We start from the raw sequence: 22,799 nt of genomic DNA, 5'->3' as shown, positions 1-22,799 counted from the left end.
AACTGACTGTTTTTGTCGGAAATACAGTCACAGCCCGCCACAGCCACCAAAGGTCCGCCATGCGCCCCCTTCTTGCCCTGCTGTTCCTGCTGCCCGCCGCCGCCCATGCCGCAGAACCGGCAACCGTTGCGGCCACCTATGCCGACCTTGCCGAAGCCGCCTACACCGACAGCCTGACCACCGCAGAATCGCTGGACTCTGCCGTCGCAGCCCTGATCGCCGGGCCCTCGCCCGAAACGCTGCAAGCCGCCCGCACCGCATGGGCGCTCGCCCGCATCCCCTATAGCCAGACCGAGGTGTTCCGCTTCGGCAACCCCGCCGTCGACGCATGGGAAGGCCGCGTCAACGCATGGCCGCTCGACGAAGGGCTGATCGACTACGTGGCCGCCGCGCCCGACGCCACAAACCCCCTCGCCACGCTGAACGTCGTCGGCACCCCGCGCTTTACCCTGTCGGGCCGCGCCATAGACGGCACCACCATCACCCCCGCCCTGATCCGCACCCTGCACGAAGCAGACGGACACGAGGCGAACGTCGCCTCGGGCTATCACGCGATCGAATTCCTGCTCTGGGGCCAGGACCTGAACGGCACCGCCCCCGGCGCGGGCGACCGGCCCCATACCGATTTCCTGCAAACCGCCGCCTGCACCAACGGCAATTGCGACCGCCGCGCCGCCTATCTTGCCGCCGCGACAAGCCTTCTCGTCTCCGACCTTGCCGAAATGACCGCCGCATGGTCCGCCAGCGGCCCCGCCCGCACCCGCCTGACCGCCGACCCCGAAGCCGCACTCGCGGCCATGCTCACCGGCATGGGCAGCCTCGGCTACGGCGAACTCGCCGGCGAACGGATGAAACTCGGCCTCATGCTGAACGACCCCGAGGAAGAACAGGACTGCTTTTCCGACACCACCCCCACCAGCCACCTTTACAACGGCATCGGCATCCGCAACGTCTACCTTGGCCGCTACACCCGCCCCGATGGCAGCACGCTGGCAGGCCCCTCGCTCTCCGACCTCGTCGCCGCCAAAGACGCAGGCCTCGACACCCGCCTGCGCGCCGAACTCGACGCCTCGGTCGCAGCCCTGACCGCCATACAGACCGCCGCGCAGAACGGCACGGCCTATGACCAGATGCTCGCCCCCGACAACACCACCGACAACACCACCGACAACACCACCGGCGCCGCCCTGATCACCACCGCCGTCAACGCCCTCGTGGCCCAGACCACCAGCGTCACCGGGGCGGTCGCCACCCTCGGCCTGTCACCCGTCACCTTCGAAGGCTCCGACAGCCTCGACGCACCGGAAGCCGTCTTCCAATGATCCGCTCCGCCGCCCTGCTGATCGCGCTCGCCCATCCCGCCCTCGCTCTCGACGATCCGCTTCCGAACGCCCTCGCCCGCACTGCCGAAGAACAGTCGCGGATCGCAACGGTCGTGCAGCCGACCACCGATTTCACCAAGGCCGAACCCTTTGAATCCCTGCCCGCAGGCGCCGCCACCACCCGCCGCAGCGCAACAGCCGATGCCTTCAGCCAGCCTTCCGCCAACATGCCCTTCGACCGGCAAATGGATTTCCAACTCGGCAATGCGCTTTTTACAAAGGCATGGGTCGCAGCCCCTTCCTCGGCCAAGGCCTCCGACGGTCTCGGTCCGCTGTTCAACGCCCGCGCCTGTCAGGATTGCCACATAAAAGACGGGCGCGGCCATGCCCCCGAAACGGCAACCGACGGCACCGTGTCGATGATCCTGCGCCTGTCGCTTCCCGCAAACACCGGTCCCGAAGCCATCGCCGGCTGGAACGCCACGAAACCCGACCCGACCCTTGGCGCGCAACTGCAAGACCATGCCACCGCAGGCCAAAGGGCCGAAGGCCGCATCGACCTGTTTTACAAGAACGTCCCCGTGACCCTCGCCGACGGCATCACCGTCACGCTGCGAAAGCCCACCTTCCTGATTGGCGACCCCGCCTACGGCCAACCCGACCCCGCGCTGATGATCTCGCCCCGCGTTGCCCCGCAGATGATCGGCCTCGGCCTGCTCGAAGCGATACCCGCCGCTGAAATCCTGTCAGCCGAAGACCCCTTTGATGCCAACCGTGACGGCATCTCTGGCCGCGCTGCACGCATCCCCACCGCCACCGGCGCAGCCTTGGGCCGTTTCGGCCTCAAGGGCGGCACCCCAAGCATCACAGCCCAATCCGCCGCAGCCTTTTCAGGCGACATGGGCCTGTCGACGCAGCAGCACCCCGACCCGTGGGGCGATTGCACCGCCACCCAGACGGGTTGCAAAACCGCCGCCACGGGGCAGGAACCAAACGCACGCGACGGGTTCGAGGTGTCCGACCAAAGCCTTGCACTCGTCAGCTTCTACGCCCGAAACCTCGCCGTGCCGAACCGCCCGGACGCGGGCGATCCCACCGTCCTGCACGGCAAACGGGTGTTTTTCGAAACCGGCTGCACCGGCTGCCACACTCCCAAACATGTCACCGCCCGCCTGACCGGCCAACCCGAGCAAAGCTTCCAGCTCATATGGCCCTATACCGACCTGCTGCTGCATGACATGGGCGAAGGCCTCGCCGACCACCGCCCCGAAGACCGCCCCGAAGACCGCGCCACAGGAAGCGCCACAGGAAGCGCAACGGGAACCGAATGGAAAACCCCGCCGCTCTGGGGCATCGGGCTGACCGAACAGGTCACGGGCGTCGAAAGCTATCTGCACGACGGTCGCGCCCGCACCCTGCTTGAAGCTGTCCTCTGGCACGGGGGCGAAGCCGCCCCCGCCCGCGACCGCGTCATCGCCCTGCCACAGGCAGACCGCAACGCGCTGATCGCTTTCCTCGACAGCCTTTAGAAGATTGGCGTCACTTCCGAACCGGCGGCGATGCGCTTGCACCATTCATGCACATCCGCCCCGATCCGGTCGCCGATGTCGGGATATCCGGCAATCGCCGCCCGCGCCGACAAATCGCGCGGCTGGTCCCACGACACGCCCGACGCATCAAAGGCCAGCCAACTGCCACCATTCACCGAAACCTCGGCATGGTCCGGCGTTCCGCGCAGGGTCCAGCTCATCCCGTAAAGGTCATAGCGATACTGCCCCTCGGGCAGCGTCACGTCGCGCTCGTGGATCATATGCATCCGCACATAGTCCATCACCACGTCCCGCGTCTTACGCAGCACCTCGGCGATGATCTCGGGCCAACCCTCTTCCAGTCCGTTTTCCAACACCTGCCACGCCGCATCGGTCCCGGTCACCCGAAACGCCAAGGCCTCGATCGCCTCGGACCGCGCCATGTCATAGCTTTGCTCGCCGATCCGCAACCGCGCCATCGGTGAAAAGTCGTCGCCGGGCCGCACCACGGCGGCCGATACCGCCTCGGGTAGCTCGGCCTCGGTCACGCCACGGTCGAAACCCTGCTGCGCCAATATCCCTTCGGCCACCGCGGTCAGCACCAGCTTGCCAGCCTTGGCCTCGGCCAACCCCGCGATCCGCAGCGCCATCGCTTCGGTGCTGTTGGGCGTCTCGCCGCAGGCAAAGCGCAACAGCCCGCGCAGCACCGGCGATGCCGCGCTGTCATCGACCTCGGACACGTCCTCGATCAGCTGCAAACTGCGCCGCGCCAGCACGGCCACCGCCGCCTCGGCCAGCAAGACCTGCCGCGCCAGCACATCGGCCAGCCCCTGCAATTGCCCGATTACCCCTTGCGACAGCGCAAGCGGCGCGTCATCCATCACGCCCAACAGCCCCAGCACCACCCCCGAGGGCGCCCGCAGCGGAAACCCGGCCCAGAACTGCACCCCCGGCAATCCCGCAACGCCCGGCTCCTGCGCGACATCCACAGCCTTTTCGCCCCGCAACAACGCGGCGGGCAAGTCGGTCACACCTTCGCGCGCCGGATAGAACGCGATCCGCACCGCAGCGCCTTCGCCAACCCGGATACAGGCCCCGCCCGCACCCGAAATCGCCCGCGCCAGATCGGCAACCGCGCCGAAATCCGACAGGGCGACGATGCGTTGCCCCTGTCCGGCGGCATCGGCCGCCTCGGCCTTCGCCCCGTAGAACTGCGCCACTGCCATATCCGGTCACTCCTCTGCTTCGTCAGACCAGAACGGCAGAACCCGATCGCGCTTTAGCCGCCGCCTAAACGAAGACCGACAGAATCTGCACAAGGCAGACCGCCGCCCCCGCCGCGGCCGCAGGGGCCACCCACCAGCCACCGCGCCATATCACGGGCGGAGCATCGCCCGGCGCGGCATAGGCGCGCCCAAGCACTTTCAACCGGCGGTTATTTGGCAAGCCATTGGCGATCGGATACACGGTCATGTCCTCGGATAAGGCTGCCATTCTAACCCCTCTTTCCCCTTCGTTTCAGGCGCCAGACGGTTGCAAGACCCAGCCAAAAGCATCGCTCACAGGCAAAGGCATGCGTCATCCGCTTCACTCGGGCGCCGGTATTGAGTACTCAAGGCTATGCGCCAAACCTTGACAGAGCTTTACGATGCACGCGTCAGCGCAGGATTGCTCCGCGCCGACCCCGCGCAGGCCGCCGTCCTCGCAGATCTCGAATCACTGCGCGCATGGCTCGAAGCCAATGCCACCCGCCGCGTCGGGCTGTTCGCAGGCCTTTTCGCCAAACCGGTCACACCTCCCCCCGGCCTGTACCTCTGGGGTGGCGTGGGGCGCGGCAAGTCGATGGTCATGGACCTCTTCACCGAAAGCGTCGACATAACCGCCAAACGCCGCGTCCACTTCCATGCCTTCATGCAGTCGGTCCACAAAGGCATGCACGAAGCCCGCAAGACAGGCACCGACGACCCGCTCGCCCCCGTGGCTCAGGCGATCATCGCAGACACCCGCCTTCTCGCCTTTGACGAGATGCAGATCACCGACATCACCGATGCCATGGTCGTGGGCCGCCTGTTCGAAAAACTGCTGGGCGCAGGGGTGGTCATCGTCACCACCTCGAACCGCCCGCCAAAAGACCTGTACAAGAACGGCCTGAACCGCGCGCTCTTCCTGCCCTTCATCGCGCTGCTCGAAACCCGCTTCACGGTGCGCGAACTGGTCAGCCCGACCGACTACCGCCAGCACCGCCTGACCGGCCAGCAGGTCTATTTCCACCCCGCAGGCCGCGTCACCGCCCAGATCGATGCAATCTGGACCGACCTCACCGGCAATGCCAAGGGCGAACCCCTCGCCCTCCCGGTCAACGGTCGCAGCGTCACCGTGCCGCGCTTTGCAAACGGCGTGGGCCGCGCCAGTTTCTGGGATCTCTGCGCCCGCCCCCTCGGCCCCGGCGATTACCTCGCCATCGCTTCGGCCATCCGCGTGCTGATCCTCGAAGACATTCCCCGCCTCTCCGCCTCGAACTACAACGAGGCGAAACGTTTCGTCACCCTGATCGACACCTTGTACGAGGCCAAAGTCAGGCTGATCTGCTCGGCGGCCGACACGCCCGAACGGCTCTACCTCGAAGGCACAGGCGCCTTCGAATTCGAACGCACCGCCTCGCGCCTGCGCGAAATGCAAAGCGCCGACTGGGCCAGTTGACCCGACATCAATCCTGCTGAACCGCCGGAGAGGGTTTTCCACCCTCCCCGGACCCCTCCCGAGGATATTTGAAGGACAGAAAATGAGGAGAAGGCGCGCCTGCATTTTCTGCCCTGCAAATATCCTCAGGGGGTGAGCCGCCTTGGCGGCGAGGGGGCAGAATGCCCCCTGCGAGGGCAGCAGCCATGACCGGGCGTCACGGATTTACCCCGCCCAGACCTGCCACAACAAACGCAGCGCCATGCCGGTCGAGGTCACGACCAAAAGCGGCTTGATCAGCCGCGCCCCCGCCCGCATCGCCAAACGCGACCCGATGGCCGCCCCCGCGATCTGGGCGAATGCCATGGCAAAGCCCACGAACCACCATGTCGCGCCCGAAAAGACAAAGACCGCCAAAGACCCGATATTGCTGGAAAAATTCAACAGTTTCGTATGCGCCGTGGCCTTCAGAACGCCGTATCCGGCCAGCATGACGAACCCGAGCATGAAGAACGACCCCGTCCCCGGCCCGAAGAACCCGTCATAGGCCGCAATCAACGGCACCGCCGTCACTGCAAAGACCGCAGGCTTGATCCGTTCGACCTTGTCGGCGTCACTCAGCCCCGGTTTCAGCGCGAAAAAAGCCGCCACCGCCACCAGCACCACAGGCATTACCACCCGCAAAACCTCGACCGGAATAAGATGCGCCGCCAACGCCCCGATTCCGCCGAACAGCGCCGAAACCGCCGCCATCCCCGCCTGATCCCGCAGCCGCACATGCCCCGCCCGCGCGTAAGCGACCGTCGCGGTCGCGGCGCCAAAGGTGCCCTGCAACTTGTTGGTCGCCAAGGCTTCTATTGGCGACGCCCCCGCCAGCAACAGCGCCGGAACGGAAATCAACCCGCCCCCGCCGGCGATGGAATCGACGAACCCCGCCACAAAGGCCGCAACGACCAGCAACACCACGATATGCGGCAAAACCTCGAACATGCCCCAGCCCTTTCCCGCGTCACGGCTTAACGCCGCCTTCACTTCGGGCTGTTAGAACCGCGTCGGAAGGGGAAGTTCAAGAAACGAATTCCTCACGCGCATAGCCTTGCAGGAACAAAAGCGCCGTCAGATCGCCGTGGTTGATGCGGATGTCGCATTCCGCCGCCACCACCGGCTTGGCATGCAGCGCCACACCGGCCCCCGCCCGCTTGAGCATCCCCAGATCGTTCGCCCCGTCGCCCACGGCCAGAACCTGATCCTCTCGCAACCCCAACCTTCCGGTAATCTCTACCAGCGCATCCACCTTTGCCTGTCGGCCAAGGATAGGCTCGCTCACCTCACCCGTCAGCAATTTCCCATCCGAAATCAACGTATTGGCCCGGTTCTCGTCAAATCCCAACACCCCCGCAATCTCGGCGGTAAACGCAGTGAACCCCCCGACACCAGCGCCGCATAGGCCCCGTTCGCCCGCATCGTCGCCACCAGTTCCCGCCCCCCCGGCATCAGCGTGATCCGGTCGCGAATGACCGAGCCGATCACCGCCAGCGGCAACCGTTTCAGCAACCCCACCCGCTCGCGCAGCGCGGCGTCAAAATCCAGCTCGCCATTCATCGCCCGACGCGTGATCTCGGCCACCCTTGGCCCCACCCCCGCCTCGTCGGCCAATTCGTCGATACATTCCTGCTGGATCATGGTGCTGTCCATATCCGCCAGCAGCACCGCCTTCTTGCGCCCCGCAGCGCGCTGCACCACCAGATCGACCCGCAAGCCCTGCAACCCCTCCCACACCTCCCAGCGGTTCAAGGGCATGTTTTCCAAAGGAAATTCCGCCGCCACCCCCGGCTCGAGCCAGACCGCATCGCCCCCGCCCCAGGCATTTCGCAAAGCCTCGACCGTGGCGCGGTCAAGCACGGGGCGGGCGGGATCGGTCAGCAGAGTGGCGACAAACATGATGTTTCCGATAGTGAACAGGGCTGTCGCTTTTTCGCGACGATGCGGCGCTTTACGACGATTTTCCAGCTTGTGCCACCCCGCCCGCCCCGCTAATTCCGGCAGCGGGACACCCTTCCCCACCGAAGGGCAAATATCTGGAAGGATACCATGACCGACCTGACCGCACCGGCATTGCGCCCGGAAAATCCGCGCTTTTCCTCTGGCCCCTGCGCCAAGATCCCCGGCTTCTCGCTTGACCTTCTGGCAGATGCTCCCTTGGGCCGTTCGCACCGCGCCGCCGTCGGCAAGTCCAAGCTGAAAGAAGCCATCGACCTCACCCGCGAAATCCTGAACGTCCCCGAAGGTTACCGCATCGGCATCGTCCCGGGCTCGGACACGGGCGCTGTCGAAATGGCGATGTGGACGATGCTCGGCGCCCGCCCGGTCGAGATGCTGGCATGGGAAAGCTTTGGCGAAGGCTGGGTCACCGATGTGGTCAAGCAATTGAAACTCGACGCAAAAGTCAAAATCGCCCCCTACGGGCAGATCGTCGACCTGACGACGGTCGATTTCGACAGCGATGTCGTCTTCACATGGAACGGCACCACCTCGGGCGTCCGCCTTGCGAACGCCGATGCCATCCCCGCCACCCGTCAGGGCCTGACCATCTGCGACGCCACCAGCGCCGCCTTCGCGATGGACTTGGCTTGGGACAAACTCGACGTCACCACCTTTTCGTGGCAGAAAGTGCTGGGGGGCGAGGGCGCGCATGGCATCCTGATCCTGTCGCCCCGCGCGGTGGAACGGCTGGAAAGCTACACCCCCGCATGGCCGCTGCCGAAGATCTTCCGCCTCACCTCCAAGGGCAAACTGATCGAAGGCATCTTCGTGGGTGAGACCATCAACACCCCCTCGATGCTGGCGGTGGAAGATTACCTCGCGGCCCTGAAATGGGCCAAATCCATCGGCGGCCTGCCCGCCCTGATCGCCCGTGCAACGGCGAACGCGCAAACGGTGTGGGATTTTTGCGCCGCCAACCCGTGGCTTGCGAACCTCGCGGAAAACCCCGCCACGGCCTCGACCACCAGCGTCTGCCTCAAATTCACCGACCCGCGCATCACCGATGGCGAAGCTTTCGCCAAGGCCGTGGCAAAACGGCTGGAAAAGGCGGGCGTGGCCTATGACATCGGCGCATACCGCGACGCCCCCGCAGGCCTGCGCATCTGGTGCGGATCGACCGTCGAGCAATCCGACGTGGTCGCCCTGATGCCGTGGATCGCCCATGCCTTCCACGCCGAAATCGCGGCACAAGCGCAAGCCGCCTGACCGCGCATGGTGGGTGCAAATAGCACCCACCCTACCCCCAATCCCCTTCCCGTAGGGTGGGTGCTCTGCACCCACCGCCCCCGGAACCCGTATTGACAAAGGACATCCCCATGGCCCCCCGCGTTCTCGTTTCCGACGAACTCTCCGAAACCGCCGTCCAGATCTTCCGCGACCGCGGGGTCGAGGTCGACTACCTGCCGAAACTCGGCAAGGACAAAGACGAACTCGCCAAACTGATCGGCCAATATGACGGCCTCGCCATCCGCTCGGCCACCAAAGTGACCGAAAAGCTCCTCGCCGCCGCGACGAACCTGAAAGTCGTGGGCCGCGCCGGTATCGGGGTCGACAACGTCGACATCCCCGCCGCCTCGAAAAAAGGCGTGATCGTGATGAACACGCCCTTCGGCAATTCGATCACCACCGCCGAACATGCCATTGCCATGATGTTCGCCGTTGCGCGCCAAATCCCCGAAGCCAACGCCTCTACCCATGCGGGCAAGTGGGAGAAATCCAAATTCATGGGGGTGGAACTGTTCAACAAAACCCTCGGCGTCATCGGCGCAGGCAACATCGGCGGCATCGTCTGCGACCGCGCCGTTGGCCTCAAGATGAAGGTCGTGGCCTACGACCCCTTCCTGTCGGACGAACGCGCCAAACAGCTCGGCGTGACCAAGGTCGATCTCGACGACCTCCTCGCCCGCGCCGATTTCATCACGCTCCACGTCCCCCTCACCGACAAGACCCGCAACATCCTGTCAGCCGAGAACCTTGCCAAAACCAAGCGCGGCGTCCGCATCATCAACTGCGCCCGCGGCGGGCTGATCGACGAGGCGGCGCTGGCGGCAGCCCTCACCTCCGGCCACGTCGCGGGTGCCGCGCTTGACGTGTTCGAGGTCGAACCCGCCACCGAAAACCCGCTCTTCAACATGCCGAACGTGGTCTGCACCCCCCACCTCGGCGCCTCGACCACCGAAGCGCAGGAAAACGTGGCGCTGCAAGTGGCCGAACAGATGTCGGACTACCTGCTGACCGGAGCCGTCCAGAACGCGCTCAACATGCCCAACGTCACCGCCGAAGAGGCCGCAGTGATGGGCCCGTGGGTCAAACTCGCCTCCCACCTCGGCGCCTTCATCGGCCAGATGACGGATGAACCGATCAAGGCCATCAACATCCTCTACGACGGCACCGTGACCGAGATGAACCTCGCCGCCCTCAACCAGGCCGTGATCGCCGGCGTGATGAAGGCCACCAACCCCGACGTGAACCTCGTCTCGGCCCCCATCGTGGCGAAAGAACGCGGCATCCTCGTCTCGACCACACGGCAAGACAAGACCGGCACCTTTGATGCCTATATCAAGGTCACCATGGTCACCGAATCCCGCGAACGGTCGGTCGCGGGCACCTGCTTTTCCGACGGCAAACCCCGCTTCATCCAGATCAAGGGCATCAACATCGACGCCGAAATCGGCCAGCACATGCTTTACACCACAAACGAAGACGTGCCGGGCATCATCGGCCTTCTGGGCATGACCATGGGCAAGAACGGCGTCAACATCGCCAACTTCACCCTCGGCCGCTCGGGCGTGGGGCAGGACGCCATCGCCATCCTCTACCTCGACCAGCCCATCGACCCCAAGGTCGTCGACACGCTCGAATCCACCGGCCTTTTCCAACAGGTCAAACCGCTGGAATTCGACGTGGCGTGACGGTCCAAGCGGGGGTTTCACACCCCCGCACCCCCGTGGGATATTTGGACAAGCGTGAAACATGGCCGTGCCGTCGGACCTTGTGCAAAGCGGGTCGTCCACACCACCGAACAACATTCGAAATCCTCGACGCGCCCAACTCGTGCAGGCGCGTCGTCCCCCTCTCGGGGCCACCGAGCGAACCGCATGGCTGCACGAAGCGCCAAGGCACGTGCGGCAAGACGGCCTGACGAACCTTCTTAACGTGACCCCACGCGATCATATCGCAACAGCGCAGCACAACAACCGCAGCCATCCCGCGCAGCCGCAGGGCATCGGGCCATTGCGCCCCTTGGTCCGCGACAACGGCCAATGCAAACCCGACCTGACACCCGCTATGCAACAGAGCAGCAGCCAAACCAAAGCCGCCGTCTGGATCCGAAGCGAAAAGTCCGCCCGACCCCGACCACATCAAAACACGTCATGTCACAGCCAAAGCGCGGTTTCCGGTCCGACCCCGCCCCTCGTTCAAAACCGCCCGGAACAGGCTTGCACCATGGCCTCCAAACCAACGCACCTCAGCAATTCGCGCGGTCTTAAATTTCCCACGGGGGCACGGGGGTGTGAAACCCCGCTCAGACCGGACGTCCCCGCCTATCTGCCAGCCCCCTCACCCGTGCCGACCTATCTCCCGTCTGCCTTGGCCCGCACGCCGCTCGGCAGGAATTGGATAGCACCCCTTCCCCTTTCACGCTGGCTCAAATATCCCACGGGGGGTGTGGGGGGTGTGAAACCCCCCGCTCTTGGCCAAAAGGGCAGCCCATGATCACCTACGCCATCGGCGACATCCACGGCCATCTCGACCTCTTGCGCGCCGCCCATGCCCGCATCGCCTCCGACCGCGCCGCGCATGGCACCCTTGACGCCCCCGTCATCCACCTCGGCGATCTGGTCGACCGTGGCCCCGATTGCCGCGGCGTGATCCAGCACCTGATGGACGGCATGGCGGCGGGCGAACCGTGGGAGGTGATCAAGGGCAACCACGACCGCATGTTCACCGGTTTCCTCGACGACATCCACCACCATGACGAAGGCCTGCGCTCCGACCTCTCGTGGCTGCACCCCCGCCTTGGCGGATCGGCCACGCTGGCCTCCTACGGGGTCAAGAACGCCGCCGACCGGCCCATCGCCCCGGTCCATGCCGAAGCGAACGCCGCCGTCCCCCACGCGCACCGCGCCTTTCTCAAACACCGCCCCACATGGCTGCAACGCGGCGAGGTGGTCTTTGTCCACGCAGGCATCCGCCCCGGCGTGCCGATGGACCGCCAACGCGAAACCGATCTGGTCTGGATCCGCGCAGGCTTCCTCGATGACGCCCGCAACCACGGCTTCCTTGTGGTTCACGGCCACACCGCCCTCGACCACGCCACGCATTACGGCAACCGCATCAACATCGACTCATCCGCCGCTTACGGCGGCCCCCTGACCGCCATCGTGCTCGACGGCAAAAAGGCCTTCACCCTCACCGATCAGGGCCGCGTTCCCCTGACCCCCTAAGACGCCAAAGGCTGTGCACCAGCGTCCCGCCAAAGAACAAAAGCGCGATCCCGAACACCTCGACCAGACCCGGCCCCTTGGGCACGCCCCGCAGCGCGACCAGCACGCCTATCGCCACCAGCCCCAGCACCGAAAACACCGCGCGGAACACGAATTCCCCCCGCGTCGGCCCGTATTTCCCAGCCATATCGCCCTCCGTTTGCACCAAAGCTATAGCGCAACCCGCAATTGCCAAGCCCTTTGCGGCGTGCTTTCCTCGCCCCATGATCCAGTCGCGCCATTTCCCCTATTACCTCACCGCCGCGATCACCGCCCTCGCCGCCTTCTGGCTCTGGCATGTGGGCCGTGTGCCGATCTGCACCTGCGGCTACGTCAAGCTCTGGCACGGCACAGTCGTAAGCTCCGAAAACTCGCAGCACCTGACCGACTGGTATACCCCCAGCCACATCATCCACGGCCTGCTGTTCTATGCCGCGCTCTGGGCCATCGCCCGCCGCTTGCCGCTCGGCTGGCGGCTCTCCATCGGCACCCTGATCGAAGCCGCGTGGGAAATCCTTGAAAACTCCGACTTCATCATCAACCGCTACCGCGCCGTGACCATCTCGCTCGACTACTTCGGCGATTCGGTCATCAACTCGGTCGCTGATATCGCGGCGATGATCGCGGGCTTCTTCCTCGCCCGCTTCCTGCCCATCTGGGCCAGCATCACCCTGATCATCGCGTTCGAGGCCCTGACCACATGGCTCATCCGCGATGGCCTTGCGCTCAACATCCTGATGCTCGCCTATCCGCTCGATGCCGTCCGCCTCTGGCAGGCGGGCTAGCGGTTCATCCGCCCGCGCAGGGCAAAGCCCGCCACTGCCGTCAGCAGGCAGACCGTGCCGATGATCTCGAAAAACCCGCGCGACCCCATCCCGCCCAAGACCTGCCCCAGCAAGACGGGCGCAGAAATGCCACCCACCAGCCCTGCGGCAATGATCGTGGGCGTCACCCTCGGGTCGGTGCCCATCAGCCGGCAGGCCGCGACATAGCAGTTGGGAAAGAACAGCCCCGCCGCAGCCCCCAGCGCGACGAAAAACGGCACCGCCGGAAACACCACCGCCCCCCATGCCGCAACCGCCGCCCCCGCCATCGACACGGCGTAAATGCTGAAAGCCGCAAAGCGGTGCGCCAGAAACACCAGCACAATCCGCGCCAGCAAAAAGGCCACGAAAAACCCCGACAGCGCCTTGGCCGCCACCTCCTCGGTCGCCCCCGCCGTGATCAGCGCGGTCGGCCCCAGCCCGATCAGACAGGCCTCGGTCGCGATCCCCAAGACGGCAAAGCACAGGATCAGCGGGCGAAAGCGGTAAGGCTCGGTTCCCGCCGCCGCCTCGTCCTCGATGCGCCCCGACGACCCCGCGAAAAGCCACGTCACCGCACAAACACCCGCCACGATGGCAAAGCCCGTCTGCGGGTCCGACCCCACCGCCACAAAGACCAAGGGCATCGCAATCGCGCCCGCCGCAAATGTCGCGTTCAACAGCCCCACCATCGAAGGCCCCTTGGCCCCGAAGGCCCGCAAGACGCGCGGGTTGAACACCACCGCCGACATCCCGTAACCCGTCCCGAACACGACTGACGCCGCCACCGTCCCCCACCAGCCAAGCCCCGCAGCCACCCCCGCAGCCCCCAACGCCAAGATCGCCAGCGCATGGCGCGGCGTGACACCCGCCCCGCGCCAGAACATGATCGCCACCCCCGTGGCCGACCCGATCCACAAGGCCGACACCAGCCAACCCGCATCGGCCACCGTCAGCCCGAATTCCCGCGCAAAGGCGGGCAGCGCAGGCCCGTAAAGCGACTGCCCCGCCCCCATCAGCATGAATGTGACGATGCCCGAAAACAGCAGGGCGGCATGGGTGCGGATCAGTTGGGCCAAGTCATTCTCCTGAAATCGCCCTTGGTGTCCCTTGGCGATCCGCGACTGTCAATCGCGGTTACGAACCCAGATGCCGCTCGCCCCGCGCCCGCGCCAGTTCCATCTGCTTTTGCCGCTCGCGGAACCGCGCCCGATCCGCCTCGTCGTATTCTTCGGCGCAGGCCGCACAACGCACGCCTTCCTCATACATCGGATGCGCCCGCCCCTCGGGCGTGACAGGCCGCCGGCACGCCCCGCAAGACGACATCTGCCCCGGCACCAACCCGTGCCCGACCGACACGCGCTGATCGAAGACGAAACATTCACCCTGCCAAAGCGATTGCTCGGCAGGCACCTCTTCAAGATATTTCAGGATGCCACCCTTCAGGTGGAACACCTCGGCCACGCCCTGCTGCAACAGGAAATTCGTCGACTTCTCGCAACGGATGCCCCCCGTGCAGAACATGGCGATCCGCTTGTTATGAAACCGCGCAGCATTCGCCTCCCACCACGCCGGAAACTCGCCAAACGCCCGCGTTCCCGGATCGACCGCGCCCTGAAACGTGCCGATCGCCACTTCGTAATCGTTGCGCGTGTCGATCACCGCCACATCCGGCGCGGAAATCAAATCGTTCCACTCGGCCGCCTGCACGTAATGGCCAACCGCCGCCTTCGGGTCCACGTCGGGCTGCCCCATCGTCACGATCTCGCGCTTCAAGCGCACCTTCATCTTGCCGAATGGCATCTCGGCGGCGAAGCTTTCCTTCCACTCCAGCGCAGCACATCCGGGCAAGCCCCGCACATGCGCCAGCACCGCATCGACGCCTGCACGGTCCCCCGCAATCGTGCCGTTGATCCCCTCGCCCGCCAGCAGAAGCGACCCCTTCACCCCCTGCGCCTGACACAGGGCCAAAAGCGGCCCCCGCAAAGCGGCAGGGTCGGCAAATCGGGCGAAATGATATAGCGCGGCGATGGTGATCATGGCCGCGAAATGCACCCCTTCACGCCCGAGTTCAAGCCTGCTACCCCGCAAAGCCCAGCTTATACGATTGACGCGGGCGCGCGCGTTTCCTACCCAAGATCAGGAAAACAACCGCAAGGCCCCCCGATGCGCCCCGCCACCGAAGCCCTGATCGTGATCGACGTGCAGAACGACTTCTGCCCCGGCGGTGCCTTGGCCGTGACCGACGGCGACAGCATCATCCCCCGCATCAACGCGCTGATGGACGAATTCGCCACCGTGGTGCTGACCCAAGACTGGCACCCCGCCACCCACGCCAGCTTTGCCGCCAACCACGAAGGCGCCGCCCCCTTCTCGCTGACCCAAATGCCCTATGGCCCGCAGGTGCTCTGGCCCACCCATTGCGTGATCGGCACCGATGGCGCCGCCTTCCACCCCGCGCTCCGCACCGACACCGCACAAATGGTCATCCGCAAAGGTTTCCGCCCCGAAATCGACAGCTACTCGGCCTTCTTCGAGAACGACCACAAAACCCCCACCGGGCTTGACGGCTATCTCCGCACCCGCGGTGTCACCACGCTAACCCTCGTCGGCCTCGCCACCGATTACTGCGTCGCGTATTCCGCCCTCGACGCCGCCGCCAATGGCTTTGCCGCCACGGTGCTGACAGGCGCCTGCCGCGCCATCGACCTGAACGGATCACTGGCCGAGGCCACCACTAAACTGAACGCCGCAGGCGTAACCCTTGGACAGTGACATGGTCGATATCGCCACCCGCGTGCACAATCACAACTGGAAGATCGACCCGATCGTCCGCTCGCTGATCGACACCGATTTTTACAAATTGCTGATGTGCCAGTCGATTTTCCGCAACAAGCCGGAAACCCACGTCACCTTCAGCCTGATCAACCGCACGAAATCCGTCCGCCTCGCCGACCTGATCGACGAAGGCGAACTCCGCGAACAGCTTGACCATGTCCGCTCGCTCTCGCTGTCACGCGGCGAATCCACATGGCTGCGCGGCAACACCTTTTACGGCAAGCGCCAGATGTTCCGCCCCGACTTCATGGAGTGGTTCGAGGGCATGCGCCTGCCCGCCTATCACCTCGAAAAGCACGATGGCCAGTATGAGCTGACCTTCGAAGGCAAATGGCCCGAGGTGATGCTGTGGGAAATTCCCGCCCTCGCCGTGCTGATGGAACTCCGCTCGCGCGCCGTCCTCAAAGGCATGGGCAAATTCGAGCTGCAAATCCTCTACGCCCGCGCCATGTCGCGGCTGTGGGAAAAGATCGAACGCCTGCGTCCCATCGACGGCCTGAAGATCGCCGATTTCGGCACCCGCCGCCGCCATTCGTTCCTGTGGCAAGACTGGTGCGTGCAGGCCATGCAGGAAGGGCTGGGCGATAAATTCACCGGCACCTCGAACTGCCGCATCGCCATGAAACGCGACATCGAAGCCATCGGCACCAATGCCCACGAACTCCCCATGGTCTATTCCGCCCTCACCAATTCCGACGCCGAACTGGCGCAAGCGCCCTATCAGGTGCTGGCCGACTGGCACGAGGAACATGACGGCAACCTTCGCATCATCCTGCCCGACACCTATGGCACCGAAGGCTTCCTGCGGAACGCCCCCGATTGGCTGTCGACATGGACAGGCATCCGCATCGATTCGGGCGATCCGGCGACAGGCGCCGAAACCGCCATCCGCTGGTGGAAATCGCGCGGCGAAGACCCGACGAAGAAACTGGTGATCTTCTCCGACGGTCTCGATGTCGACAGCATCGCCAAACTGCACGCCCAATTCGCAGGCCGCGTAAAGGTATCCTTCGGCTGGGGCACCCTGCTGACCAACGATTTCACCGGATTGGCCGAAGACCGCCTCGCCCCGTTCAGCCTCGTGTGCAAGGCGGTTTCCGCCAACGGTCGCCCCACCGTAAAACTGTCCGACAACCCCAACAAGGCGATGGGACCGGCAGATGAGGTCGCCCGCTACAAGCGCGTCTTCGGCGTGGGCGAACAGGCTGCGGTGGCGGTTACCGTCTAAAGATCGCCCGCTTTCGAAAGCGAAAAATGACGCATTTTTCGCGCCGATTTCTGACGCAGAAATCGGGCCGGACGCGGAGTTTGCGCCAAACTCCGCCACGATTTTTGCGCCAAAAATCGTTGTCGAGGCAGAAAGCAGCGATCCTTCCCGTTGCTACCAACGGCAGGAACGCCCTCACTCCTCGCCGTCCACCCGCCCCCGCAGCGACTTCACCTCGCCGCGCACCGCCTTGGCCGCCAGCCGCCGTTTCGTGCTGCCCCATGTCGGTTTTGTCGCCACCCGCCGCTTGGGCGCCACCAGCGCCTCGCGGATCATCTCGACCAGCCGCTCCCGCGCCATTTCCCGATTGCGGATCTGGCTCCGCGTCTCCTCGGCGCGAATGACGATGGCCCCTTCCGTGGTCCAGCGCCGCCCCGCGATCCGCTTCAGCCGCGCCTTGACCGCAGGCCCCAGATGCGGCGACCGCTCGGCCTCGAACCGCAATTCGACCGCCGTTTCCACCTTGTTCACATTCTGCCCGCCCGGCCCCGACGAGCGCGAGAAATTCTCGCTCAACTCCCAGTCGGCAATCACCAGCGTGTCATTGATCCGCAGCATTTCCATAACCCGACCTGCCTTCAAAACAGAGAAAGGGTCGCCCGACACAGGCGACCCTTTCCGAGATCCAAGGAGATGGGCCAGTTAGGTACCAAGCCCAATCGGTAGTCTGTTTATCCAAGGGGCTGCCCTTAGAAAACACGCCCCCCGACTGTCCTGACACCTATCTCCAATGTAGCTCTAGACACTGGATCACCTCCTTTCAATGGGTTGCCGATACCCAAAAGGTGACACAGATTTTGTGTTTGTCAAAAGAAATTACGCTACCCGTGCTGCAAAGCGGTAAACCGCCAATCGAAACGGCAACAGGGCGATCACATCGACCGCAACCTTGACCAGCCAGTCCGCGACGGCCAGCGAAACCCACAAAGACACCATCGGACCAAAGCCCAGAAGCGGCATCGGTTCCGCCGCCCATGACACATCGTTACCGGGTTCGATCCAGATCAGACCGGTCGAAAACGCGATGGTAAAGAAGATCGCCGTGTCGATGGTCGACCCGAACAGGGTCGAGACGAACGGCGCTTTCCACCACGCAACCGACCGGCGCAAACGGTTGAAAACCCCGATGTCCAGAAGCTGCCCGATCAGAAACGCCGTCCCCGACCCGACCGCCACGCGCAGTGTCACAAGCGGGCCGAACTCGCCCGCCACCTGCGTGCCGACCCAGCTGCACACCAGCCCGACGACAAAGCCCACATAAACCACCCGCCGCGCTGCCGAAGCGCCCGACAGCCGGTTGACGATATCCGAAACCAGAAACGCCAAGGGATAGGTGAACGCACCCCACGTCAGCCACTGGCCGATCGGATGCTGCACAAGGATGTTCGAGGCCACCACGACGATGGCCATGGCGATCACGCCATAAGTCTGGATGCGGGTCATATGTTCGTCCGTTTTTTACAAGGTCGCGGAGACTTGGCCACCCGCTCATCGGATGACGGGGGCCGCACTACGCCCCACGGCGTGCCAAGTCAACGCAAGACGCGGTATTCCACAATCTCGGTCGTCTGGAAAAAGTTGAAATTGTCATCCGACACCATGGTCATCCGCAGCCCCCCCGTCCCGTCACGCCAGACCGACAAACCTTCCAGATTGTCATGCTGCCCCGTGGCACTCTGCATCTCGACCCGCTCGTCGGCCACGCCCCCGCCCGTCAGCGCAAAACTCCGCACGCGGCTGGCAAACCCCGCCAGCCCCTGAAATTCGCGCTCGAGCAGGTAAAACCGCCCGTCCGGTCCCACATCGGCATCCACCGCCAGAAACCCGCCCCGCCGTGGCACATCGAACGGCTGATCCCACACACCCCCGCGAAAGCGATAAACCGGAAACGGCCTGTCCATCGCGCCCGACCGTTCGGGCAGCGTGTAAAGCGTACCCTCCCCATCGACCGCCAAAGCTTCCAGCGCGGAATTGATCTGCATCCGCGCGAAATCGGGATGCGACGGCAGGTTCAGGGCCGACCCCGAAATCCGGTCATATTCCAGCACCCGCGCGACCCCTTCAAAGGACACGAACACCCGCCCGTCAGGCCCCACCGCCAAACCTTCGGAATCGGTCCGCCCCTTGGCCAGCCCCGCGCTGCCCCGCGCCAGCAGCGGCCGCATCGGCCCTGAAGACACCCCCGCAATCGACCCGTCCGCCGCCCGCTCCATGCGCCCCTCGACAAAGGCACCCTTGTCGGAAATCGCCAGAAACCGCGCGCCATCCGGCCAGACAACAATCCCCGACAGCCCGCCGAAATTCGCATCATCCAGCGTCCAGCGATAGCTTTGCAGGTAACCGGCAGGCAAAGGCGGGCTTGCGCTGCCTTGCAACCCCCCGATCAGGGCAAAGCCCAGAATCAGGGCGAAGAGAGGACGTTTATGCATTGCTTGGGCAGATCGGCCATCGTGTAGTCGCGCGGACCACGAACAGCCGGTGCTGGCTCCTTTGAAGGTTTGGGGTGCAGATAGGCATCCGACACCCAATACATCAAGGTGTCATCGCAGCCATTCCCGCCATTCGACAGGTCCGAAACGCTCGGTTTCTGCGTCTCGCACAGCGTGGCCCCCTTGGGACACTTCAACCGCACATGAAAATGCGTGTCATGCCCGTAGATCGGCCTGATCTTCTGCAACCACTTCTTGTCCGACCGATTTGCCGTTTTGCACATCGCGATCTTGACCGCCGCCGCGACGAAAATCCGGTCCACCCGCGGGTCCGACGCCGCCGCCTCCAGCAGCGCCGCATGGGCAGGCGTCCACGCCCGCGTCACCGAAAGCTGATCCGCCGACCGCACCGCGACAGATGAAATCGCTTCCCGCTCGGCGCGGCTCAGGTCCAGCCGCGCAGGCGGCAGCATCCATATATCGGCATCCAGCCCGATCTGGTGGCTGGCATGCCCGCTGGTCATCGGCCCGCCCCTCGGCTGGCTCATATCGCCCACATAAAGCCCCGCCCAGCCCAGACGATCCCGCGCAAAGCGGCTCAGATCACCGATAAAGTCCACCAGATCGGGCTGCCCGTAATGCCGGTTCCGGCTCAGCCGCATCGCCTGCCACGTAGGCCCGGTCTCGGCCAGTTCCACAAGCCCCGCGCCACAGCCCTTGGCATAGCTGCCGATCGGCATCGGGGCCTGCTGCGAAGGCGCGTCCGCCGCGCCGAACAGCTTGTTCGCCTTGGTTTCAGCCATCGCAGGAAAAGCGGCGACCACAGCCATCACACATAAAACCCGCCCGATCATGTTCATTCCTGCTCGCCCCGCGCCCTGACAAACAGTAGCAGCCCCAGCCCGATTGCGAACATCACGATCAGCGGAGAAATCCCGATGCGCTGCGATCCGCTGATCCCCGTCACCAACGCGATCAGCGCGGGCGAGATGAAACTCGCCACCTTGCCCGAAAGCGCGAACAGGCCGAACGCCTCGGTCGCGCGGTCCGGCGTGGTGTGGCGCACCATCAGCGTGCGGCTCGCCGATTGCAGCGCCCCACCCGCCGCCCCGATCAAGGCCCCGCAGGCAAAAAAGATCGTGTCCGAAGTCCCCGCCGCCGAATCCAGCGGCATCCCCCAAAGCTGCTCGCGCGTCATCCCCACGATGACGGTGCAGACCACCATCAAGACCACGATGCAGAACGCGATCACCGGTTTCGGCCCGAAGCGGCGGTCCATCTTGCCCCCGACCCAGCTTGCCACCATCGCCGTCACCGCCCCGACCAGCCCGAACACCCCGATCTGCGTGATCTCCCAGCCCAGCACGCCCGATGCGTAAACCCCGCCGAACCCGTAAAGCGCATTCAACGCATCACGGTAGAACAGCGACGACAACAGATAGGCCGACAGGCTCTTGCGAAACCGCAGCCCCGCCAGCAATTCGCGCAGGCTCGCAAACGCCAGCCGCAGGTTCAGCGGCCTCCGCTCGGTCTTGGGCTCCTTCACCCACAGAAAGAACGGGATCATGAACACCACATACCAGACCGCCGTGAACGGCCCCACCGCCCGCGTCCCTTCCCGCGCCTCGGGGTCCAGCCCGAACAGCGGGTCTATCCCGATCAGCGTCTTTCCGGTGGCCGAATTCTCGGAAAACAGCGTCAGCATCAGGATCAGCGCGATCAACCCGCCCATATAGCCAAAGGCAAAGCCCGACCCGCTGACCGCCCCCAGATCGTCATGGTCCCCAAGGCTCGGCATCAGCGCATTGGTAAAGATCGTGGCGAACTCCATCCCGATGAAGCCAAGGCCAAAGAACGCCACCGCCCAGAACAGGCTTTCACCCCCCGGTGCCACATACCAAAGCGCGTAACTTCCCACGACGTAAAAGGCCGAGAACACCCAGACCCAGACCAGCCGCCGCCCCGTCCCGTCTGCAATCGCCCCCAGAAACGGTGCCAGCAGCGCGATGATGACCGAGGCAATCGCCAGCCCCGCCCCCCAATAGGCCTGCGCCGCCGCAGCCGCCGCATCGACCCCCATGCCCTGCGCCTGATAATAGCCACGGGCGATTTCCGCGAAATACGGACCAAAGATAAAGGTCAGCAGCAGCGTGTTGTAAGGCTGGCTCGCCCAGTCAAAGAACCACCAGCCCCATATGCGCTTCGTCGTGCCACTCGCCATCGCCTGCCCCTTTGTGATTACCGGCGATTGAATCCCGAAAGCGCCCGTCGCGCAAGCCTGCCTAAAGCTCCGGAGGCCAGGGCCTCGCCCCCTCGGCGGCAATCCACGCCTGCACCCATTCCGGCAGCGGCGGACTGTCCAACGCCAAGCCCATCGCCCCCAACACCTGCCCCGGCGCCACGATCCCCGCCTTCGAGGTCACCGCCGAGCGCAGCACGATATGGTTCGCACATTCCCCGTGCACCCACATCGCCTGTTCGATGTAGAAAAACCGCCCGTCCCAACCGATGCAGCGGCTTTTCATCTCGATCGCATCAAAGGCCCGCACCCGCCGCCGGTAACGCACCACCGCCCCCGCCACCGCAGCCCCCCAGCCGTTCGCGGCCAGCGCCACATGCAGCCCGCTGCGCCGCCCCATCGGCACCCGCCCCAGATCGAACAGCGTCAGCGTCCGCCCGTTGTTCAGCTCCATCCACAGATCAAGATCCTGTGGCCAGCAGCGATGATGGCTCACATGGGTCTCCAAAAGCCCCATCGCAGGCGCACGCCGCGCCTTCCACAGCTCCAGCCCAAGACGAAAAAACGGATACATCGCAGCCCTCCTGCCCCGCCGCACGTGACCCAAGCCCGCAGCCCGCGTCAAGCAAGACCCATTCCTTGCGGGTTTCGCAGCCGCAGTTTCTGCACCGGACCGGTCCGAGGGGGGCTGCGGGGGGTTGTGACCCCCCGCTCCGCCACCAGCCACAAGCGCAGCGTCGATAACCGTTGCCCTTTGCCCGCCCAACCATTACCTCTGACCACAACCTCTTGTGTGCAAAGCCACACGAACTCTTTCCTTGGTGCGAAGGCCGCGAAATGACCTCTCTGCTGCAAATCCTGCTTCTGATCCTGAACGTCGCGCAGTGGATCATCCTTGCCCATATCATCATGAGCTGGCTGATAAACTTCCAGGTCCTCAACCTGCGCCAGCCGCTCGTTTACCAAATCTGGAACGGTCTCGAAAACCTGCTCCGTCCGGTCTATTCCCGCCTGCGGTCCTTCCTGCCCAACATGGGCGGGCTCGATCTCGCGCCGCTCGTCGCCCTCCTTGCGATCTACGCGCTCCGGATCATCCTGATCAACAACGCCGCCGCCTTCCTCTGATCCTGACGACGTCTTAACCGCGCGCGGGCCACCCTGCC

General features: G+C 64.7%; 22 protein-coding genes and 1 pseudogene. 10 read left to right on the top strand and 13 right to left on the bottom strand.

Features of this window, described 5'->3' with window-relative positions; translation table 11 throughout:
- Positions 1-59 precede the first annotated feature (59 nt).
- Together HYN69_RS01215 and HYN69_RS01210 are read left to right on the top strand one after the other, a co-directional pair.
- On the top strand, positions 60-1,322 hold the full coding sequence (locus HYN69_RS01215) for an imelysin family protein (RefSeq protein WP_108434137.1): 1,263 nt from the start codon (positions 60-62) through the stop codon (positions 1,320-1,322).
- Entirely contained in the window at positions 1,319-2,851 is a 1,533-nt protein-coding gene (locus tag HYN69_RS01210; RefSeq protein WP_108434136.1) for a di-heme oxidoreductase family protein, read from the top strand. Before HYN69_RS01215 ends, HYN69_RS01210 begins: the two co-directional genes overlap by 4 nt.
- Here HYN69_RS01210 and HYN69_RS01205 read toward each other — a convergent pair.
- Together HYN69_RS01205 and HYN69_RS01200 are read right to left on the bottom strand one after the other, a co-directional pair.
- A complete protein-coding gene (locus tag HYN69_RS01205; RefSeq protein WP_108434135.1) occupies positions 2,848-4,077 on the bottom strand; it encodes a hypothetical protein in 1,230 nt (409 codons plus the stop codon). The two genes, HYN69_RS01210 and HYN69_RS01205, sit on opposite strands and share 4 nt — an antisense overlap.
- 64 nt (positions 4,078-4,141) lie before the next feature.
- Positions 4,142-4,345: a hypothetical protein gene (locus HYN69_RS01200; RefSeq protein ID WP_108434134.1), complete on the bottom strand. Its 204-nt coding sequence runs from the start codon at positions 4,343-4,345 to the stop codon at positions 4,142-4,144.
- Between the two features lie 126 nt (positions 4,346-4,471).
- Here HYN69_RS01200 and zapE point away from each other — a divergent pair, with 126 nt between their 5' ends.
- Positions 4,472-5,551 (top strand): cell division protein ZapE, encoded by a 1,080-nt coding sequence (gene zapE, locus HYN69_RS01195; RefSeq protein WP_108434133.1) that lies wholly within the window; start codon positions 4,472-4,474, stop codon positions 5,549-5,551.
- A 204-nt stretch (positions 5,552-5,755) separates the two neighbouring features.
- Here the strand turns inward: zapE and HYN69_RS01190 are convergent, their stop codons facing one another.
- Positions 5,756-6,520: a TSUP family transporter gene (locus HYN69_RS01190; RefSeq protein WP_108434132.1), complete on the bottom strand. Its 765-nt coding sequence runs from the start codon at positions 6,518-6,520 to the stop codon at positions 5,756-5,758.
- Positions 6,521-6,596: 76 nt separating this feature from the next.
- A pseudogene (serB, locus tag HYN69_RS01185) lies at positions 6,597-7,471 on the bottom strand (phosphoserine phosphatase SerB).
- 150 nt (positions 7,472-7,621) lie between these two features.
- Between serB and HYN69_RS01180 the strand changes: the two are divergent.
- The 3 genes from HYN69_RS01180 (at position 7,622) to HYN69_RS01170 (ending at position 12,021) form a co-directional block, all read left to right on the top strand.
- A complete protein-coding gene (locus HYN69_RS01180) occupies positions 7,622-8,779 on the top strand; it encodes a phosphoserine transaminase (protein WP_108434131.1) in 1,158 nt (385 codons plus the stop codon).
- 110 nt (positions 8,780-8,889) lie between these two features.
- Positions 8,890-10,485 carry a phosphoglycerate dehydrogenase gene (gene serA / locus HYN69_RS01175; RefSeq protein WP_108434130.1) on the top strand — a complete coding sequence of 532 codons (1,596 nt, stop codon included), beginning with the start codon at positions 8,890-8,892 and terminating at the stop codon, positions 10,483-10,485.
- Positions 10,486-11,286: 801 nt separating this feature from the next.
- The gene (locus HYN69_RS01170; protein WP_108434129.1) at positions 11,287-12,021 is read left to right on the top strand and encodes a metallophosphoesterase; all 735 of its coding nucleotides are present in this window, start codon (positions 11,287-11,289) and stop codon (positions 12,019-12,021) included.
- On the opposite strand, the gene HYN69_RS01165 is transcribed toward HYN69_RS01170, so the two are convergent.
- A complete protein-coding gene (locus tag HYN69_RS01165) occupies positions 11,987-12,208 on the bottom strand; it encodes a hypothetical protein (RefSeq protein ID WP_159082317.1) in 222 nt (73 codons plus the stop codon). The genes HYN69_RS01170 and HYN69_RS01165 overlap by 35 nt on opposite strands.
- Before the next feature lie 76 nt (positions 12,209-12,284).
- Here HYN69_RS01165 and HYN69_RS01160 point away from each other — a divergent pair, with 76 nt between their 5' ends.
- Entirely contained in the window at positions 12,285-12,845 is a 561-nt protein-coding gene (locus tag HYN69_RS01160) for a DUF2585 domain-containing protein (protein WP_108434127.1), read from the top strand.
- Here the strand turns inward: HYN69_RS01160 and HYN69_RS01155 are convergent.
- On the bottom strand, positions 12,842-13,942 hold the full coding sequence (locus HYN69_RS01155) for an MFS transporter (protein WP_108434126.1): 1,101 nt from the start codon (positions 13,940-13,942) through the stop codon (positions 12,842-12,844). The genes HYN69_RS01160 and HYN69_RS01155 overlap by 4 nt on opposite strands.
- 58 nt (positions 13,943-14,000) lie before the next feature.
- Positions 14,001-14,903 (bottom strand): oxygen-dependent tRNA uridine(34) hydroxylase TrhO, encoded by a 903-nt coding sequence (gene trhO / locus HYN69_RS01150; protein ID WP_108434125.1) that lies wholly within the window; start codon positions 14,901-14,903, stop codon positions 14,001-14,003.
- A 126-nt stretch (positions 14,904-15,029) separates the two neighbouring features.
- Here trhO and pncA point away from each other — a divergent pair, with 126 nt between their 5' ends.
- Positions 15,030-15,638 (top strand): bifunctional nicotinamidase/pyrazinamidase, encoded by a 609-nt coding sequence (gene pncA / locus HYN69_RS01145; protein ID WP_108434124.1) that lies wholly within the window; start codon positions 15,030-15,032, stop codon positions 15,636-15,638.
- Position 15,639: 1 nt separating this feature from the next.
- Positions 15,640-16,929, top strand: coding sequence for a nicotinate phosphoribosyltransferase (pncB, locus tag HYN69_RS01140; protein WP_108434123.1), 1,290 nt, complete (start codon positions 15,640-15,642; stop codon positions 16,927-16,929).
- 174 nt (positions 16,930-17,103) lie between these two features.
- Here the strand turns inward: pncB and arfB are convergent, their stop codons facing one another.
- From arfB to HYN69_RS01110, 6 genes are all read right to left on the bottom strand, one after another.
- Positions 17,104-17,526 (bottom strand): alternative ribosome rescue aminoacyl-tRNA hydrolase ArfB, encoded by a 423-nt coding sequence (gene arfB / locus HYN69_RS01135; RefSeq protein WP_108436963.1) that lies wholly within the window; start codon positions 17,524-17,526, stop codon positions 17,104-17,106.
- Between the two features lie 258 nt (positions 17,527-17,784).
- On the bottom strand, positions 17,785-18,411 hold the full coding sequence (locus HYN69_RS01130) for a queuosine precursor transporter (protein ID WP_108434122.1): 627 nt from the start codon (positions 18,409-18,411) through the stop codon (positions 17,785-17,787).
- An 89-nt stretch (positions 18,412-18,500) separates the two neighbouring features.
- Entirely contained in the window at positions 18,501-19,397 is an 897-nt protein-coding gene (locus HYN69_RS01125; protein WP_108436962.1) for an esterase-like activity of phytase family protein, read from the bottom strand.
- Positions 19,370-20,251, bottom strand: coding sequence for a penicillin-insensitive murein endopeptidase (gene mepA, locus HYN69_RS01120; RefSeq protein WP_108434121.1), 882 nt, complete (start codon positions 20,249-20,251; stop codon positions 19,370-19,372). The genes HYN69_RS01125 and mepA overlap by 28 nt, the downstream gene beginning before the upstream one ends.
- A 2-nt stretch (positions 20,252-20,253) precedes the next feature.
- Entirely contained in the window at positions 20,254-21,618 is a 1,365-nt protein-coding gene (locus HYN69_RS01115; RefSeq protein WP_108434120.1) for an MFS transporter, read from the bottom strand.
- 61 nt (positions 21,619-21,679) lie between these two features.
- Positions 21,680-22,210, bottom strand: coding sequence for an acyl-CoA thioesterase (locus HYN69_RS01110; RefSeq protein ID WP_108434119.1), 531 nt, complete (start codon positions 22,208-22,210; stop codon positions 21,680-21,682).
- A gap of 263 nt (positions 22,211-22,473) precedes the next feature.
- On the opposite strand from HYN69_RS01110, the gene HYN69_RS01105 reads away from it, so the two are divergent.
- Positions 22,474-22,761, top strand: coding sequence for a YggT family protein (locus HYN69_RS01105; protein WP_108434118.1), 288 nt, complete (start codon positions 22,474-22,476; stop codon positions 22,759-22,761).
- The last annotated feature ends 38 nt before the right edge of the window (positions 22,762-22,799 follow it).

Source organism: Gemmobacter aquarius, from assembly GCF_003060865.1.
GTDB classification, from domain to species: Bacteria; Pseudomonadota; Alphaproteobacteria; order Rhodobacterales; family Rhodobacteraceae; genus Paragemmobacter; species Paragemmobacter aquarius.
This window is presented reverse-complemented; position numbering and strand designations above follow the sequence as displayed.